Below are 16,811 nucleotides of genomic sequence, written 5' to 3'. Positions count from 1 at the left end.
GTCTCTTTTTTATTTTTGATAAGAGAGGAATAGAATATGGTTAGTTTTACTCCGGTACAGTGGCTGCAAACAATTATTTCAAATTGTATGCAGATGATTTCTATAGAAAATGATAGAAAACTATCTGCGATAAATCCAAAAGATTTGAAGAAAATATATGAGAGTTATTCAGAAGAAGAAAAGAATAAAATACATCAATTAATTAGATATCAATTTAATGTCAAAGATTCTGTGTTGATATTATCTTACATAATAAAAGTAATTCAATTGGATGAATTTCAAATGGACGCAGCAAGACAGATTTGTAGGGAAGAGTACGATTGGGTTACACAAATTATGTTGGAGATTCAAGTTGATAAGATTCCATATGAACTCAAATGTAAAATTCACAGAAATAACATAGCAAGCATTTTCAAGGCATTGCAGGAAGAATATACATATATACCTGTCTGTAATAGAAATCATAATAGAATTATGATTATAACAGAACAGTTAACGGAAAATTTGAATCATGCACCGACGAGAATGACTTTTGAAATAGCAAATACTCTTCAGAAAAAGTTTGGATTTGATGTTGAAATTATTACTTGTGCAAGTAATGAAAAACTTCCTTTTTATATATGGATAGGCGCGGTGTTTTATAATTCTGGTGAATATGGTTATGTAGAAAAAATTTATAAGGATAGTGTTTTATCGATATATCAGTATCCCTTGCGTGATTGTAATATCAAAGATTATCGCCAGATGCTTTCTAAAATTTATGAATTTAATCCGTTATTTGTGTTTGAAATGGGAGTATGTAATCCAATTGCAGATTTGCCACATATATTTACGACAACAGTAAACCTTAATATGGTAACAGAGGCGCCTGTTTCTGAAGCAGATATATTTGTCAGACATACAAGGTTAGAGGAAAGTATAGAAAATCTTTATGAAAAAAATCTGAACCCGTATCAAAAACAAATATTTATGAATAACAGATTTCCAGCATTGTTTGATACAGATGGCGTAGAATATACAAGACAGGAACTTAATTTACCTGAAGATAAATTTTTGATTGCAATTATTGGAAATCGGCTGGATCAGGAAATAACAGATTCATTTGAGCAGTTTATGAAGAAAATACTGCAAAAGAGCGAAAAGGTTGACTTTGTTATAATTGGTGAAACTAAAGATTTACAAAAACGGTTAGTAAATAATATGTTTGAGAAGCGTATACATTATTTGGGATATTGCCCAAATTTAAAGGGTACGGTTGGTGCATTGGATTTATATCTTAACCCTGAACGTCTAGGAGGCGGTTGGAGCAGTATGATTGCCTTATATGCAGGAATACCGGTTGTGACATTGCCGACAGGTGATGTGGCATATAATGTTTCGGGAGAGTTTGTTGTAAGCAATTATGAAGAAATGTATGAAACTATATGCAGATATATGAGAGACTCAGAGTTTTATAAAGCACAGCAACAGGAAGCAATACAATATGCAAAAGCACATGGAGAAAATAAAGTTATAGATTTTTGTGATGAAATGTTGAAAGGAATTAAGGAGATTCTGTTAAATGATTAATTTTAATGAACCCGTATATGTAGAAAAAGGGATTGGGTATATTACAGAAGCAATTTTGAAATATCGAAGATTGAATGGAGACGGAGAATTTACAAAACTTTGTACTACCTGGTTTCAGGAAAGATACGGAAAAAAGGTTTTATTTACAACTTCGTGTACACATGCGTTGGAAATGGCAGCATTGCTTTGTGATATCCAGCCGGGAGATGAAGTGATTATGCCATCGTTTACATTTGTTTCCACGGCAGATGCATTTGTACTGAGAGGTGCAAAAATTAAATTTGTGGATATACGGCCGGATACCATGAATATAGATGAAACATTGATTGAAAATGCAATTACGGACAAAACAAAGGCAATCGTTCCTGTGCATTATGCAGGAGTGGCATGTGAAATGGATACGATTCTTGATATTGCGAAAAAGAAAAGCCTGTTTGTCATAGAAGATGCGGCGCAGGGAATGATGTCAACCTATAAAGGATGGGCTCTTGGCTGTATAGGTGATTTTGGTACATACAGTTTTCATGAGACAAAAAACTATACCATGGGAGAAGGCGGGCTGATTTTTGTCAACAGGGAGGAATATGTTCATACTGCAGAAATTATCAGAGAAAAAGGAACAAACCGTTCACAGTATTTTAGAGGCGAAATAGATAAATATAGCTGGGTGGATAAGGGATCATCGTATTTGCCGAGTGAATTGAATATGGCATATTTATTGCCACAACTGGAAATTGCAGAGGAGATCAACAACAGGCGACTGATGTTATGGGAGTTATATTACAGCAGGTTACAGGAATTGCAAGAGGAGGGCAAAATCGGATTACCTTATGTTCCGAAGGAATGCCAACATAATGCCCATATGTTTTATATAAAAACTGCAGACCTGGAAGAAAGAACTGAGTTGATCGCATATCTGGGGCAGAATGGAATTAAATCGGTATTTCATTATGTACCGCTACATACATCGATTGCAGGCAGAAAATATGGACAGTTTATTGGGGAAGATCGTTATACAACCAAGGAGAGTGATAGACTGCTCCGGCTTCCTATGTTTTATGCATTAAAGGAAGAAGAAGTAATTTATGTTACGGATAAAATAAAGGAATTTTATAAGGGGCGATAAAATGGGAAAAAAAGTGGCTATATTGCAATCAAATTATATACCGTGGAAAGGATATTTTGACATTATCAATATGGTGGATGAATTTATCCTTTATGATGATATGCAGTACACCAGAAGGGACTGGAGAAACAGAAATAAAATCATGACACCTACAGGGCTGATATGGCTTACTATTCCGGTTGAAAATAAAGGTAAGTTTTATCAGAAGATTAATGAAACGAAAGTGTTGGATCATGAGTGGGTAGATAAGCACTGGCGAAGTATCCAGTATAATTATGCAAAGACAGAATATTTTTCAGAATATGAAGAACGCATTCACAATATTTATGAGGCATGCAGGGAAGAAAGTTATTTAAGTAAAATTAATTATCTGTTTTTAAAAGAAATTTGTGATATTCTGCACATTAATACGAAAATAACCTGGAGTTCGGATTATACGCTGGTTGACGGAAAAACAGAACGTCTGGTAGGCCTTGTAAAGGAAGCAGGGGGAGACTATTATCTTTCCGGACCTGCTGCAAAAGATTATATAGTAGAAAAATATTTTGAAGATGCAGGTATAACACTTGACTGGATGGATTATTCTGGGTACCCACAATACAAGCAGATGTCAAAACAGTTTGAACATGGCGTTTCCATACTAGACCTTATCTTTAATGAAGGTCCTAAAGCATCAGAATATATGAAGAGTTTAAAAAGGTAAGGAGTTATCTATGGCACATAGTGTTGATGATAGGATTTCTATTGTATATATCGGAAATTTACCGGATATGATCCGGATTCTGACAGATTCAAAAAAATTTATGATCAAAGCAGTGGTATGTGAATCTAAAAAGCGAACATTAGAGTTAGAAGATGTGGCACAAAAAGCAAATCTGTCTTTATTTGATGTAAAAAACAAAGCAGAACTGGAATCTGTTTTAATAAAAGAAAATATTTCCGTGGCAGTTATGTATGATTTTGGAATTATTATTCCACAGACGGTAATAGAACAGATAAATATTTTTAATTTCCATCCAGGGAGCCTTCGGACAAACCGTGGAAGTTCGCCATTAAACTGGGCAGTACTTTTAGGGGAAAAGACGACGGAAATGTCCTTGCATAAAATTTCAGCAGAAATTGATATGGGGGAACTGGTATCGACATCTGTCTGCTATTTGGAATATAAAGATACACCCGGAACTCTCAGAAAGAAACTTGAACAGCGTATTCCGGATATGCTGACAGATTTATATGAATACTTAAAAGGCAATCGGCATGGAAAGTTGATAGAGGAAGGCATATACCGGAGAAGAATTGAGGAGAAAGATTATACAATAAATCCGGAAACAGATACCCTGTTGCAGGTAAATGCAAAGATACATTCACAGGCAGAGTACAAGGGCGCGATAGTGGAGTGCAATGGGGAGAAAATATATATTAAGTGCTGGGGGGATTTTGAGAAAGTGTTTGGTTCAAATGATGCTGCAGTAATATAACATGGCATTCGGAAGCAGTTTATCTGTAAAGAATGTTTCGAAATAGTATTATGATTCATTGAAATAAATATATTATTTTAGGCGGAAATGGATTTATAGGACGGAATCTGTGCGATTATATTGTCAGACAGGGACATGAAATAGAAGAACAAAATAATATTTTAAAGATGCAATTAGAAGTTATAGATAAAAAAGATGAGCATATCAGATGTTAGATATTTGGTATGCTTTTTTTTAATATGGAGCAGCTCACAGCTGCTCCCAATACTCTCCGAACTTCTCCTCCGTCATCCCCTTCCCGATCATCCGATACAGCTCCATCTGTTTTGGAATCAGAGCACTGTAAACAGACTCCTCATAATCCGGCACCTCCAGGATAACCGTTTTTTCTAATTCTTCGCAGAAAGAATAGGAAGGCTGGAACCCCCGGAGTTTTGCAAAGTACAGCGTTTCATACAGATAGGTATGGAGAAAATACAGCTTGATCTCGTCATAATATTCCTGAAAAAATGGGGTTTCTTTCATAAAATTCCAGACTGCAAGCTGGACATCAGCATGCATCTTTAAGGTTTCTTCCTGTTTCATATCATTTCGCATGGTTCCGGCATCGTTTTGCCTGTAATAATAGTAGGCATCGTTTAAGATCACGATTTTATCTGCAAAATATAAAAGAGGGTATACAAAAAGCGGCTCCTCATAAATGACATGTTCTGCGTAGGAGGTATGAGCCTTTTTCAGCAGATCATGTCGGTAAAGTTTATTCCAGCAGCCATAAGTAACTTTTTCTGAGATCAGAAATTTTTTGCGTTCACTGACAGAAGAAATTTTAATCACTTCCGGTGTAACATTCCGACCAGAGTCTACGGCACCCAGACGGTCTGTATAGTAAAAATATTCAAACTGGATGATATCAGCATCCGATTCTTTTGCTTTTTCATAAGTTTCCAATAGAAAATTATCAGCAACAAAATCATCTGCGTCAACAAATGCAATATATTCACCCGTTGCGTACTGCAGGGCAATATTTCTTGCGCCGCCCTGACGCATATTTTCCTCAAGCTTTAAGATCATAATACTTTCCGGGTAGGCGCGTTCAAATTCCTGCAGCATGTTCCAGGTAGAACCGTCGTCCGTAGAAGCATCGTCTACAAAAATCAGCTCAATCTGACTGATCCCGATTGTCTGCTGTACAAGTGACATAAAACATTTCGGAAGATATTTTGTTGCGTTGAAACATGGGATAATGACACTTACTTTTTTCATAGATCAAAATTCTCCTGATAAAAAGGTTGCATATGGTATAATATACAAAAATGGTATACTATTAATTTATCACAATAAAAAAGAATGGACAATATCAGTATAAAAAAACAGGGAGGTATCAATGGCTGGAAATATAGCGATCGGTATACAGGATTTCTCAACGATCATCCAGGGAAACTATTTTTATATAGATAAAACGCCTTTTATTAAAGAATGGTGGGACTGTGGGGACAGTGCGACTCTGATTACCCGTCCACGTCGTTTTGGGAAAACGCTTACAATGAGTATGGTGGAGCAGTTTTTCTCCATAGATTATGCAGGCAGATCGGATCTGTTTGAACATCTGGCAATCTGGAAAGAAGAAAAATACCGTAATCTGCAGGGAACCTATCCGGTCATCAGTCTGTCATTTGCGAATATCAAGGAACCGACTTATGAGCTTACAAGGCAGAAAATATGCCAGTTACTTTCAAAATTATATACGGAGCATGTTTACATTTTGGAAAGTGGAATCCTGCGCGGGTCGGACATCACATTTTTTCAAAGAATGCTGACAACATCAGAGAACATGAATGATGTGGATGCAACACTTGCCTTATATCAGCTGTCGAGTTTTCTTTATCAGTATTACGGTAAGAAAAAGGTGATCATTTTACTGGATGAATATGATACGCCGATACAGGAAGCATTTGTGGATGGTTATTGGGATCAGCTGGTGTGCTTTACCAGAAGCCTGTTTAATTCCACGTTTAAGACGAATCCATGGTTGGAACGCGGAATTATGACTGGAATTACGAGAGTCAGCAGGGAGTCTATTTTTTCGGATCTGAATAATTTGAAAGTAGTTACCACCACATCGGATGAATATGCCACTGCATTTGGATTTACAGAAGAAGAAGTATTTGATGCATTGGATCGGTTTCAGGTTGGAGAAGAGAAAGAAAAGGTAAAATTGTGGTATGATGGATTTATTTTCGGAAATCATAAAGATATTTATAATCCTTGGTCTATCTTGAATTTTATAGATACAAAAACTTTTCAGGCGTTTTGGGCAAATACAAGTGCAAACAGTCTTGTCGGTAAGTTGATCCGCGAGGCGGGGCATAGTATCAAAGAGCAATTTGAATTATTACTGCACGGAGAAAGCATCAGATCCGTCATTGATGAACAGATCGTATATAATCAGTTAAACGGAAGTGAGCGTGCAATCTGGAGTATGCTTCTGGCGAGCGGATATTTAAAGGTGCTTCATTATGAGAAATATGATGAGATCCCAGAGGGGACGCAGCCAAAGTATGAACTGGCACTGACGAATCTGGAAGTAAATCTGATGTTCCAGAACATGATACATGCCTGGTTCGATGATGCAGAACAGGAATATAATGATTTCATCAATGCTCTGCTGGAAAACGATGTGGATGCCATGAACGAATATATGAATGGTGTAGCACTGCGTACTTTCAGCAGCTTTGATACAGGAAAGCAGCCATCTGTATCAAAACCGGAGAAGTTTTATCACGGATTTGTATTAGGACTTCTGGTAGATTTACAGGATCATTATTATCTGACTTCCAATCGCGAAAGCGGGTTTGGCAGATATGATGTCATGATAGAGCCGAAACAGCCGGCGGAACGAGATGCATATATAATCGAATTTAAGGTATTTAATGCACGCAGAGAGAAAAATCTTGAAGATACAGTAGAAACGGCTTTGGCACAGATCAGAGAAAAAAAGTATGTTGAAAATTTAGTGGAACGTGGGATTTCCAAAGAACATATCCACTGTTATGCATTTGCATTTGAAGGAAAGACAGTCCTGATCGAATCGGCTGCTGATCATCCACAGAATGCCGAAAATTGATAAAAAGTAAAATTCAGGATACACATATATATATTTCAGTAAAATTTGAATTACACAGGAGAACAACCACATGTTATCAGTCTGTATCATCACCAAAAACGAAGAACACAATATAGAGCGCTGCCTTAAATCTTTCCAGAACACCGGATTTGAGCTGATCGTAGCGGATACTGGATCGTCAGATCAGACAAAAAAAATTGCTGCAGAATACACCGATCATATCTATGATTTTCCATGGTGCGATGATTTTTCCGCAGCAAAGAATTTTGCAGTTTCAAAAGCAGCATATCCGTATGTAATGGTCATTGACAGCGATGAATATTTACAGAAGATCGATATGCCGGAGTTAGAAAAACTGATTGCTGCACATACAGGCGAAGTTGGCAGGATACAAAGGATCAACATTATTTCCGGAAAAGACGGCAAGCAGGAGAATAAGGAATGGATTAACCGTATTTTCTCAAAAGAAAAATTTCATTATACAGGAAGAATCCATGAACAGGTGACTGCATATGACGAAAAAGAATATCTTACATACAAAGCACCGGTTGTGATCGGGCATACAGGCTATGATCTGCCACAGGCAGAGAGGAAGAAAAAGGCGTTGCGCAACATCCATTTGTTGGAGCAGGAGTTAAAGAGCTTAGGATGGGATGCAAATGCGCATGCAGATGAGCTGGAGCAAAACATAAAGCATTCCAAATCGCAAAAGATAATGCCGACACAAAACATTGCGGATTTAAAGAAAATGGAGCAGATCCCGTATCTTTTATACCAGCTTGGAAAAAGTTATTATATGGCAGAAGATTATAATGAGGCATGTTTCTGGTTTGCCCATGGTTTAAGCTATGATCTTGAACCAAAGTTAGAGTATGTGATCGATATGGTGGAAACCTATGGCTATGCACTGATCAACAGCGGACATGCAGGGGAGGCACTTTTCTTTGAAAACATTTATGAAGAATTTGGAAACAGTGCGGATTTCCAGTTTCTGATGGGACTGATCTATATGAATAATGCTATGTTTGATGCCGCAGTGGGAGAATTTTTAAAAGCGGTAAAACACCGCGACTGCCGGATGGCAGGGGTAAATTCCTATGCAGCATATTATAATGTGGGTGTTATCAATGAATGTCTGGGAAAAATCAGTGAGGCGAAGTATTATTATCAGAAATGTGGCGGTTATGAGCCGGCGGTAAAACGTTTGAAACTATTGTAGTCAGCCTGTTGTAGATAGTATACGCAGGAATGGAGAAGAGAATGGGAATATATTTAAATCCGGGAAATGAAGAATTTCAGAAAGCACTTAATTCCAAGATATATGTGGATAAAACCATGCTGATTTCTGAAATGAATCAGAATCTGAATACCGAACATCAGAATATATGCGTAAGCAGACCTCGCCGTTTTGGAAAATCTATGACTGCAAATATGCTTGTAGCTTATTATAGCAAGGGATGTGATTCGAAAAGCATGTTTGCGGATTATAAGATTGCACAGGATGAAAGTTTTGAGGCAAATCTGAATAAATATAATGTCCTTCATGTCAACATGCTTGACTTTCTTAACCGGGCGCAGTCGGTGGATGCAATGATCGATTATATGCAAAAGAGACTTTTATGGGATATCAGGCGGGAATACGGAGATGTAGACTGTTTTGACCGGGAAGATCTTATTGATGTATTAGAGAACATCTATAGTCAGAAAAAACAGAAATTTATCATCATTATCGACGAGTGGGACTGCATATTTCGAAAGTATCCGGGGGATGATGAAGCACAGAAAAAATATCTGGATTTCTTGTGCCTGTGGATGAAAGATAAGCCATATATTGCGTTGGCTTATATGACGGGAATACTGCCGATTAAAAAGTATGGCGAGCATTCAGCTCTCAATATGTTTGATGAATATTCCATGACCAATCAAAGGGAACTCGCTGAATTTACCGGGTTTACGGAAGAGGAAGTTCAAAGTCTGTGTGTGTCATATGGTATGCCTTATGACAGAATGAAACAGTGGTACGATGGATATGATTTAAAGGGCGTTCAGATCTATAATCCAAGATCGGTTGTTATGTCATTGCTGGGACATGACTTTGACAGTTATTGGACGAAGACAGAGACATATGAGGCATTAAAAAAATATATCCAGATGGACATGTATCACTTGAAGGCATTAGTCACACAGCTTATATCAGGCAGCTGTATAAGGATTAATCCGGATAAGTTTCAGAACGATATGTCCACATTTGCGAGCGTAGATGATGTATTTACACTTTTAGTGCATTTGGGGTACCTGACCTACGATTTTGAGAACAAGACGGTTTCTATTCCAAACCAGGAGGTGCAGAAAGAGTTTATTAATTGCATAGAGGATGGCGGATGGGAACCGGTTATGGATGCGATTCGCAATTCAAAAGCACTGCTTCAGGCAACCATAGATGGAAAAGAAGAATATGTTGCGGAAATGATCGAGCAGGTGCATCAGGAAAATATATCCATTTTAAAGTATAATGATGAAAACTCTATGTCGTGTGTGCTTTCGCTGGCATATTATGCTGCAAGAAAAGATTATGTGATGTATCGGGAATTTGCCGGGGGAAAAGGATTTGCTGACATTGTGTTTGTCCCGAGAAAGTTTAGAGATGTGCCGGCGATCGTGGTGGAATTAAAATGGGATAAAGCCTCAGATGCAGCGATTGCACAGATAAAAAAGAAGCAGTACATGCAGAGCCTGAAAGATTATCATGGACAAGTGATTCTTGCTGGAATCAATTACGACAGCACAGATTCCACAAAGGATGATTATAAAAGGCATAGCTGCAGTATAGAAAAAATAAATCTATAAAAAGTACAGGAGACCACCATGCAGACAACCATCATTTACATCACCGGTGTCTACGACACCCTCGACTTATTCACCCAGGAACTGAAAAATGCCTTTGAATCCATGGGATATGCTTCCTTTACCTATGATGCCCGTCTCGAAGAGGTGAGCAAGCAGGCGCTGATCGAATGTATCGGAGATGGTGCAAAAAAAGATCAGAGGTTTTTCTGTGTGACGTTTAATAACCTGGGATATAATCTGTCACTTCCGGCAGGCATGACCGGAACAGGGATGCTTTTGAAGCAGGACATTTTCCAAAGTACAGCAGGATCAAAAAGAGCAGGTTCTGCGGAAGAAGAGCCAAATCTCTGGGAAACTTACAATATTCCATATATCAATATCCTGATGGATCATCCGTTTCACTATGAAAAACCACTGCAGAATGCACCGGCAACATCTATTGTGTTGTGCACGGACCGCAACCATGTCCGGTATATCCGCAGATATTTTAAAAATATCCGGTATACGGATTTTCTGCCACATGCCGGGGTGGAACTTGGCAGCAGGCATAAGCCGCTCGCGGAGCGTGGAATCGATGTTTTATATGCGGGGGCACTTCCAATCTACACAGTAGCGAAGATGATTCCGGATCTCTCATCTATCCCGGAGGTGGATGGGGAGGAGATGGCACAGGTGGTATTGTCAGAACTGGTGCATCATCCGGACCGCACGACGGAGGATGTGATCGAAGAGTACTTAAAATATAAGCGGAATGATATTTCAGAACAGCGTATTCATGAGATCATCGTGCAGATGCGTTTTATTGACTCGTATGCCACGTCATTTTTCCGTGAACAGGCTGTCCGTATTCTGGTGGAAAACGGAATACGGGTAACGGCATATGGAACAGGCTGGGATCAGTGTGAGTGGAGTGACAATCCGTATCTGGTGTATGGTGGAAAAGTACTTGCACCGGAGATTCTGCCTTTGATGAACGACAGTAAGATCGTCTTAAATACAATGACCTGGTTCAAAGCCGGAGCACATGACCGTATTTTTAACGGAATGCTTGCCGGAGCAGCAGTGGTGACGGACGATTCCACCTATCTGCGCAGAGAGTTTACGGATGGAAAAGAACTTGTCATGTTTTCAAGAAATGAGATCCGGACTTTGCCAGACCGTGTATTTGACCTGTTCGGACACATGCAGTCCACACAAAGGATGGCAGACTGTGGATATCAGTCAGCAAAAGAGCATCATACGTGGAAAAGCAGGGCAGCGTGGATCAGGGAAGCCTGGATGTAGAGCCGGAGGTTCTCATTCCCTCCCTGCAACAGGTTTTACATACAGATGAAAACGTTATTTTGGCTGACACGGCACAGGAATGGAGATTAGTGTGAAAAATACATTTTTCACACGCAAGATTTGTGCTTCACACAAACTCGTGATGCGCTTAAAAGCAGCGCAAGAATGGAGAGTATTATGCACATATTGATGTATCGCTGGAAAGCTTATAATTACAGAGACATAGAGCAGACATTTTTATTGCTGGGACATACTGTGGATAATATCGAACAGCATCTTGGCAATTATGATATTGATCCGGAATTTGAAAAAATAATTGAGCACAAAATACAGGAAACGCATTATGATATGGTATTTACGGTCAATTATTTTGCACTGATTTCGAATGTCTGTCAGAAGATGGGAATAAAATATGTATCGTGGAGCTGTGACAATCCGCTGATCAGTATGTATCACGAATCCATTTTTCATCCCTGCAATTATATATTTACCTTTGACAAGACAAATTATCTGGAATTTCGGGAGATGGGAGTAGAGCATATCTGGTATCTTCCGCTTGCGGTAGATACAAACCGGATGGATATGGTGATTGCAAATTCGCCGGAAATACAGAAATACAAAGGGGATATCGCATTTGTTGGAAGCCTTTATGAAAGAAATTCTTATGATAAGATAAAAAGCAGGCTGCCAGAATATCTACGGGGGTATTTTGACGCAGTGATCGAGGCACAGTTAAATATCAGTGGCGCAAATATTGTGGAACCCATGCTGACCACGGATATACTGGAAAAACTTCAGGAATATTTTGAACTGGAAAAATCAGAAGGGTCGTTTTCGGATCTTGGACTGATCTTTCAGACGACCGTACTTGGATTTAAAATTGCGGAAGTGGAGCGCAGACGTGCATTGATCGAACTGTCAAAACGTTATCATGTCAATGTGTACAGTAACAGTGATGTAAGTGATATGCTGCGGATTCAGTACTGTGGTTCGGTTGATTACTGGAGTGAGCTGCCGCAGGTTTTTCGTATGTCAAAGATTAATCTGAATTTTACGATTCCGAATATCAAGAGCGGCATACCACTCAGGGTATGGGATGTGCTTGGGGCAGGAGGCTTTCTGATGACAAATTATCAGGCGGAAATACCATATTATTTTAAAGAGGGGGAAGACCTGGTATGCTTTGACGGAATCAATGATCTTTGTGAAAAAGCAGAATATTATCTGGCACATGAGGAAGAACGTCTGGCAATCGCAGAAAATGGTTATCGAAAAGTAAGGGAGCATCACAATTATATAGAGAGAATAAATACGATGCTGGATATTATAGAAGAAAATGAAAATCAGGAAAATGATATATAGTACATGATCAGTGCGAAAGATGCATAATCTGAAGTTGCATCTGGGATATTGGAATATTAAACGGACACTACAGAAAATCTGTAAGTGTCCGTTTAGCAATATCTGTCTAACATCATTCCGGAATAAACGGAGGTCAGGTAAGGGCAGGAAAAATTCTTATGACCTGGTTTTTTGTAAGTGATCATCGTTTTGCTTGCATAATTTAACGGGTCAACAGAGACGGTTCCGGCGGTCGTTCCGAGATCGTTTTTAAACTTATTTAATGTTGCAAAGCATTCTTTTGCATCCGCGGAAGTAACTGCATCCGTCAGAAGATGTGTATCGACCTTGATGGCACCGTCATCTGAAAGTTTTAATCCATACGACTCAAATTCATTGTAATAAGGTTTTACCACCTGTGTAAAATCGCGCCGCAGTTTATCTGCTTCCTGTGTGCTGTCATAGCGATAGCTTAACTGGATCAGATTGTTGTATACATTTACCAGAGACTGGACATTGTCTACAATGGAGTCAGCTGTTGTTTTAAAGCCGATCTGTACAGGGTTTGCCTGGGAGCTTGGTTTATTCAGTGTCAGTTCAAAAGCATTGTTGACAGTAAAAGTATTTGACAGAGATGCATGCTCCGTACCGTTTAATAAGAAAGAAGAATTACTTGCTGTCTGGGTAACACAATCAATACCGAGTGTCTGCATTGCTTTTTCGGATGCATGATCGGAACTTGGGGTAACTTCAAACAGATAGGACTGACCGTCTGCAAGACCGGTCTGACTTGAAGTTAAACGCAGGGCAATCTTGTTACTGGCATTTTTGGCAAGATCGGCATGAATCCCGGCACCTGAAGAATTGACCAGGCGTGCAAGCTTTTCAAGAATATGCTGGTTGTCATCATTTCTGCTTACGGTATACTGAAACTCATATGAACTTAAATCAGTTGATATATCGAATGTGTAAGTACCTGTTTTGAAATCGCATTCATCAGGGTAAAGAAACTTTCCGACATTGATCTGTGGGGCTGCAAGCTGTTTTACCTCCACATCAAAATGCAAAGAATTATCGAGACTCTGATCCTCACCAATGTAGGTAACATTGACAGAAGATTCGTCGGAAGACTTTGCAACTTTTTTGTTGAATACATTTTCAATCCCCTCGTCGTTGTCAGAAAGGGCAGCGATTACATTCTGGATCGAACGGGTATGTTCTTTCAGGTCAATCGCAAATTTTTTCACATCCGTGGAATCTGGAATTTTATACAGAGGAGTATCTTTATTTGTTTTTACAATCTGATTATAGACAGCACGAAGCTGACTCTTCTTATGGGTATCATAACGCGATACCTTCGAAGTGCCATAAGTGCTTAAATAATAATGATAGGCACTGTCAATAGCAGCCAAGAAAACCCCTCCTTTCTTCCATGAAATATATACATTTATCAGGTTATAGGACAGCATCCTTGCCGCCTGGCATGATAAATGTGGGGATTTTAATTATATTTTTAAAGATTCTTTAAAAGTATTTCGGTCTAACTATATAAAAATATTATACCATTTGAGAAAAAAATGTGAAATAGGAAAAAATAATCAAAAAGGTTTAAAAGGGTATAATATACAAAAAAAGATTGACGGAAACAAGTGGATATGATATAGTAGACAGGCGATGGAAGTAGGTCTTTTTTTTATGCCTTTTTTTAAGGACTGTCGCTGATCCTTAAAAAACGTCTCACTACGGAGACCGGGGCAGAAAAAAGCACAAAGAATTTTAATGGAGGTGGAAGTTGTGCGCACAAAAATAACATTGGCATGTACGGAATGCAAAAACCGTAACTACAACATGACAAAAGACAAAAAAGCTCATCCTGACAGGATGGAAACCAAAAAGTATTGCAGATTCTGCAAGACCCATACGTTACACAAAGAAACCAAATAAGACGCGCGTGGCAAAGGAGTGAAAAAATGGGAGAAACCGAGAAGTTAGACAAGGCTCCAAAAGAGAGCTGGTTTACCGGTCTTTCGGCTGAATTCAAAAAGATTATTTGGCCGGAGAAACAATCACTTGTAAGACAGACCACAGCGGTTATTGCTGTATCCGTTGTATTAGGTCTTATCATCGCGCTTTTGGATTTCGCAATTCAGTATGGCGTTGATTTCCTTGTTGGTTTTAATTTTTAATGGAGGCAGAGTGATTTATGGCAGAGGCACACTGGTATGTTGTTCATACCTACTCAGGATATGAGAATAAGGTAAAAGCGAACATTGACAAGACAATTGAAAACAGACATCTGGAAGATCAGATCTTAGAGGTCCGCGTTCCGATGCAGGATGTTGTCGAAATGAAAAATGGCGCAAAAAAATCCGTATCAAAGAAAATGTTTCCGGGATACGTTCTTATCAATATGGTTATGAATGACGACACATGGTATGTTGTCAGAAATACCCGTGGTGTTACCGGATTTGTTGGTCCGGGAAGCAAGCCGGTTCCGCTTACCGATATGGAAATGAAACCTTTGGGAATCAAGAAAGAGAACATTGAAGTTGACTTTACAGAGGGAGACACCGTTGTGGTTACCGGAGGTGTTTGGAAAGACACTATCGGAGTGATCCAGGCGATGAATCACGGAAAGCAGAGTGTGACGATCAATGTTGAATTGTTCGGCCGCGAGACGCCGGTAGAAATAAGTTTCGCAGATGTAAAACTTAACAATTAAAGCACAGACCAGGATCTGTGCGCAGGCATGAGATTATGCCTGAAACATTGGATTAAGGAGGCAATTCCAAATGGCAAAGAAAGTAGAAGGATATATCAAATTGCAGATTCCTGCTGGCAAGGCTACACCTGCTCCTCCAGTTGGACCTGCTCTTGGACAGCATGGCGTTAACATCGTTGAATTTACAAAACAGTTCAACGCAAGAACCGCTGATCAGGGAGATCTTATCATCCCTGTAGTTATTACAGTATACGCAGACAGAAGCTTCAGCTTCGTTACAAAGACACCGCCTGCTCCTGTATTAATCAAGAAAGCCTGCAACATTAAATCTGGTTCTGCAACACCGAACAAGACAAAGGTTGCTACACTTTCCAAAGCAAAATTACAGGAAATCGCAGAATTAAAAATGCCTGACTTAAATGCAGCATCTTTAGAGGCAGCTATGAGCATGATCGCTGGTACTGCAAGAAGTATGGGTGTTACAGTGGAAGAATAGAATTTGCAAAAACAGCAAATTCATTGGAAGAATGCAAGAACGGCATTCTTCTGAGAAATTCTGCAAAAAATAACGATATTTATTAACGATTATGTGGGAGGGCCCTCTCCCGATAATACCACCAGGAGGTTTTTTAGAATGAAAAGAGGAAAGAAATATCAGGAAGCTGTGAAAAGTTTTGATAAGGCTGCTCAGTACGATGTTGCTGAAGCAATCAGCCTGGTAAAGAAAAACGCAACAGCTAAATTTGATGAGACAATCGAACTTCACATCAGAACAGGTTGTGATGGACGTCATGCAGAGCAGCAGATCCGTGGTGCAGTTGTATTACCACACGGAACTGGTAAATCAGTTAAAGTTTTAGTATTCGCAAAAGGAACCAAGGTTGATGAAGCACAGGCAGCAGGCGCTGATTACGTAGGCGGCGAGGAGCTGATCCCGAAGATTCAGAACGAGGGATGGTTAGACTTCGATGTTGTTGTTGCTACACCGGACATGATGGGCGTTGTTGGACGTCTTGGTCGTGTACTTGGACCGAAAGGTTTAATGCCAAACCCGAAGGCTGGAACAGTAACTATGGATGTTACAAAAGCTGTTAACGACATCAAAGCTGGTAAGATTGAATACAGATTGGACAAAACAAACATTATCCACGTGCCAGTTGGAAAAGCTTCTTTTACAGAAGAACAGTTAAGCGACAACTTCCAGACCCTTATGGGTGCGATCAACAAAGCAAAACCTGCAAGCTTAAAAGGTCAGTATGTTAAGAGTGCAACTCTTGCATCTACAATGGGACCTGGTGTAAGATTAAACGTAGTTAAAAT

General features: G+C 39.2%; 17 protein-coding genes (1 of these 17 cut by a window edge). 15 read left to right on the top strand and 2 right to left on the bottom strand.

Translation table 11 applies throughout. The annotated features are described in order from the left end of the window. Positions 1–36: 36 nt before the first annotated feature. The 5 genes from RIL182_RS18625 (at position 37) to RIL182_RS22360 (ending at position 4,388) form a co-directional block, all read left to right on the top strand. Positions 37–1,569: a glycosyltransferase gene (locus RIL182_RS18625; RefSeq protein WP_006855744.1), complete on the top strand. Its 1,533-nt coding sequence runs from the start codon at positions 37–39 to the stop codon at positions 1,567–1,569. After that, positions 1,562–2,695, top strand: coding sequence for a dTDP-4-amino-4,6-dideoxygalactose transaminase (rffA, locus tag RIL182_RS18620; RefSeq protein ID WP_006855743.1), 1,134 nt, complete (start codon positions 1,562–1,564; stop codon positions 2,693–2,695). Before RIL182_RS18625 ends, rffA begins: the two co-directional genes overlap by 8 nt. 1 nt (position 2,696) lies before the next feature. After that, entirely contained in the window at positions 2,697–3,398 is a 702-nt protein-coding gene (locus RIL182_RS18615; protein WP_006855742.1) for a WbqC family protein, read from the top strand. Positions 3,399–3,408: 10 nt separating this feature from the next. After that, the gene (locus RIL182_RS18610) at positions 3,409–4,173 is read left to right on the top strand and encodes a formyltransferase family protein (RefSeq protein ID WP_006855741.1); all 765 of its coding nucleotides are present in this window, start codon (positions 3,409–3,411) and stop codon (positions 4,171–4,173) included. A gap of 71 nt (positions 4,174–4,244) precedes the next feature. Next, positions 4,245–4,388 (top strand): NAD-dependent epimerase/dehydratase family protein, encoded by a 144-nt coding sequence (locus tag RIL182_RS22360; RefSeq protein ID WP_408638722.1) that lies wholly within the window; start codon positions 4,245–4,247, stop codon positions 4,386–4,388. A gap of 34 nt (positions 4,389–4,422) precedes the next feature. Here the strand turns inward: RIL182_RS22360 and RIL182_RS18605 are convergent, their stop codons facing one another. Further along, a complete protein-coding gene (locus RIL182_RS18605; protein ID WP_006855740.1) occupies positions 4,423–5,436 on the bottom strand; it encodes a glycosyltransferase family 2 protein in 1,014 nt (337 codons plus the stop codon). Positions 5,437–5,557: 121 nt separating this feature from the next. Here RIL182_RS18605 and RIL182_RS18600 point away from each other — a divergent pair, with 121 nt between their 5' ends. From RIL182_RS18600 to RIL182_RS18580, 5 genes are all read left to right on the top strand, one after another. Beyond that, the gene (locus tag RIL182_RS18600) at positions 5,558–7,297 is read left to right on the top strand and encodes an AAA family ATPase (protein WP_006855739.1); all 1,740 of its coding nucleotides are present in this window, start codon (positions 5,558–5,560) and stop codon (positions 7,295–7,297) included. Positions 7,298–7,367: 70 nt separating this feature from the next. Continuing rightward, positions 7,368–8,516 carry a glycosyltransferase family 2 protein gene (locus tag RIL182_RS18595; RefSeq protein ID WP_006855738.1) on the top strand — a complete coding sequence of 383 codons (1,149 nt, stop codon included), beginning with the start codon at positions 7,368–7,370 and terminating at the stop codon, positions 8,514–8,516. Positions 8,517–8,557: 41 nt separating this feature from the next. Next, a complete protein-coding gene (locus tag RIL182_RS18590) occupies positions 8,558–10,144 on the top strand; it encodes an AAA family ATPase (protein WP_044998568.1) in 1,587 nt (528 codons plus the stop codon). Positions 10,145–10,162: 18 nt separating this feature from the next. Next, on the top strand, positions 10,163–11,428 hold the full coding sequence (locus RIL182_RS18585) for a glycosyltransferase family protein (RefSeq protein ID WP_134523444.1): 1,266 nt from the start codon (positions 10,163–10,165) through the stop codon (positions 11,426–11,428). A gap of 177 nt (positions 11,429–11,605) precedes the next feature. Then, a complete protein-coding gene (locus RIL182_RS18580; RefSeq protein ID WP_242655465.1) occupies positions 11,606–12,790 on the top strand; it encodes a CgeB family protein in 1,185 nt (394 codons plus the stop codon). Positions 12,791–12,882: 92 nt separating this feature from the next. Here the strand turns inward: RIL182_RS18580 and fliD are convergent, their stop codons facing one another. Next, the gene (gene fliD / locus RIL182_RS18575; RefSeq protein WP_242655464.1) at positions 12,883–14,181 is read right to left on the bottom strand and encodes a flagellar filament capping protein FliD; all 1,299 of its coding nucleotides are present in this window, start codon (positions 14,179–14,181) and stop codon (positions 12,883–12,885) included. Between the two features lie 382 nt (positions 14,182–14,563). Here fliD and rpmG point away from each other — a divergent pair, with 382 nt between their 5' ends. The 5 genes from rpmG to rplA all read left to right on the top strand — a co-directional run. Next, positions 14,564–14,713 carry a 50S ribosomal protein L33 gene (gene rpmG, locus RIL182_RS18570; protein ID WP_006855731.1) on the top strand — a complete coding sequence of 50 codons (150 nt, stop codon included), beginning with the start codon at positions 14,564–14,566 and terminating at the stop codon, positions 14,711–14,713. A 26-nt stretch (positions 14,714–14,739) separates the two neighbouring features. Then, a complete protein-coding gene (gene secE, locus RIL182_RS18565; RefSeq protein WP_015521110.1) occupies positions 14,740–14,955 on the top strand; it encodes a preprotein translocase subunit SecE in 216 nt (71 codons plus the stop codon). A gap of 17 nt (positions 14,956–14,972) precedes the next feature. Further along, positions 14,973–15,491, top strand: a complete 519-nt coding sequence (gene nusG / locus RIL182_RS18560; RefSeq protein WP_006855729.1) for a transcription termination/antitermination protein NusG — start codon at positions 14,973–14,975, stop codon at positions 15,489–15,491. A 70-nt stretch (positions 15,492–15,561) separates the two neighbouring features. Further along, positions 15,562–15,987 carry a 50S ribosomal protein L11 gene (gene rplK / locus RIL182_RS18555; protein WP_006855728.1) on the top strand — a complete coding sequence of 142 codons (426 nt, stop codon included), beginning with the start codon at positions 15,562–15,564 and terminating at the stop codon, positions 15,985–15,987. A 138-nt stretch (positions 15,988–16,125) separates the two neighbouring features. Then, positions 16,126–16,811 carry the 5' portion of a 50S ribosomal protein L1 gene (gene rplA / locus RIL182_RS18550; protein ID WP_006855727.1) on the top strand. Its footprint extends 10 nt past the window's final position, so only the first 686 of its 696 coding nucleotides appear in the window; it begins with the start codon at positions 16,126–16,128; the stop codon falls past the right edge of the window.

Source organism: Roseburia intestinalis L1-82, assembly GCF_900537995.1.
In the GTDB taxonomy this organism is placed as follows: Bacteria; Bacillota; Clostridia; order Lachnospirales; family Lachnospiraceae; genus Roseburia; species Roseburia intestinalis.
The sequence above is the reverse complement of the archived record's forward strand: the minus strand, read 5'-3'. Positions and strand labels throughout refer to the sequence as shown.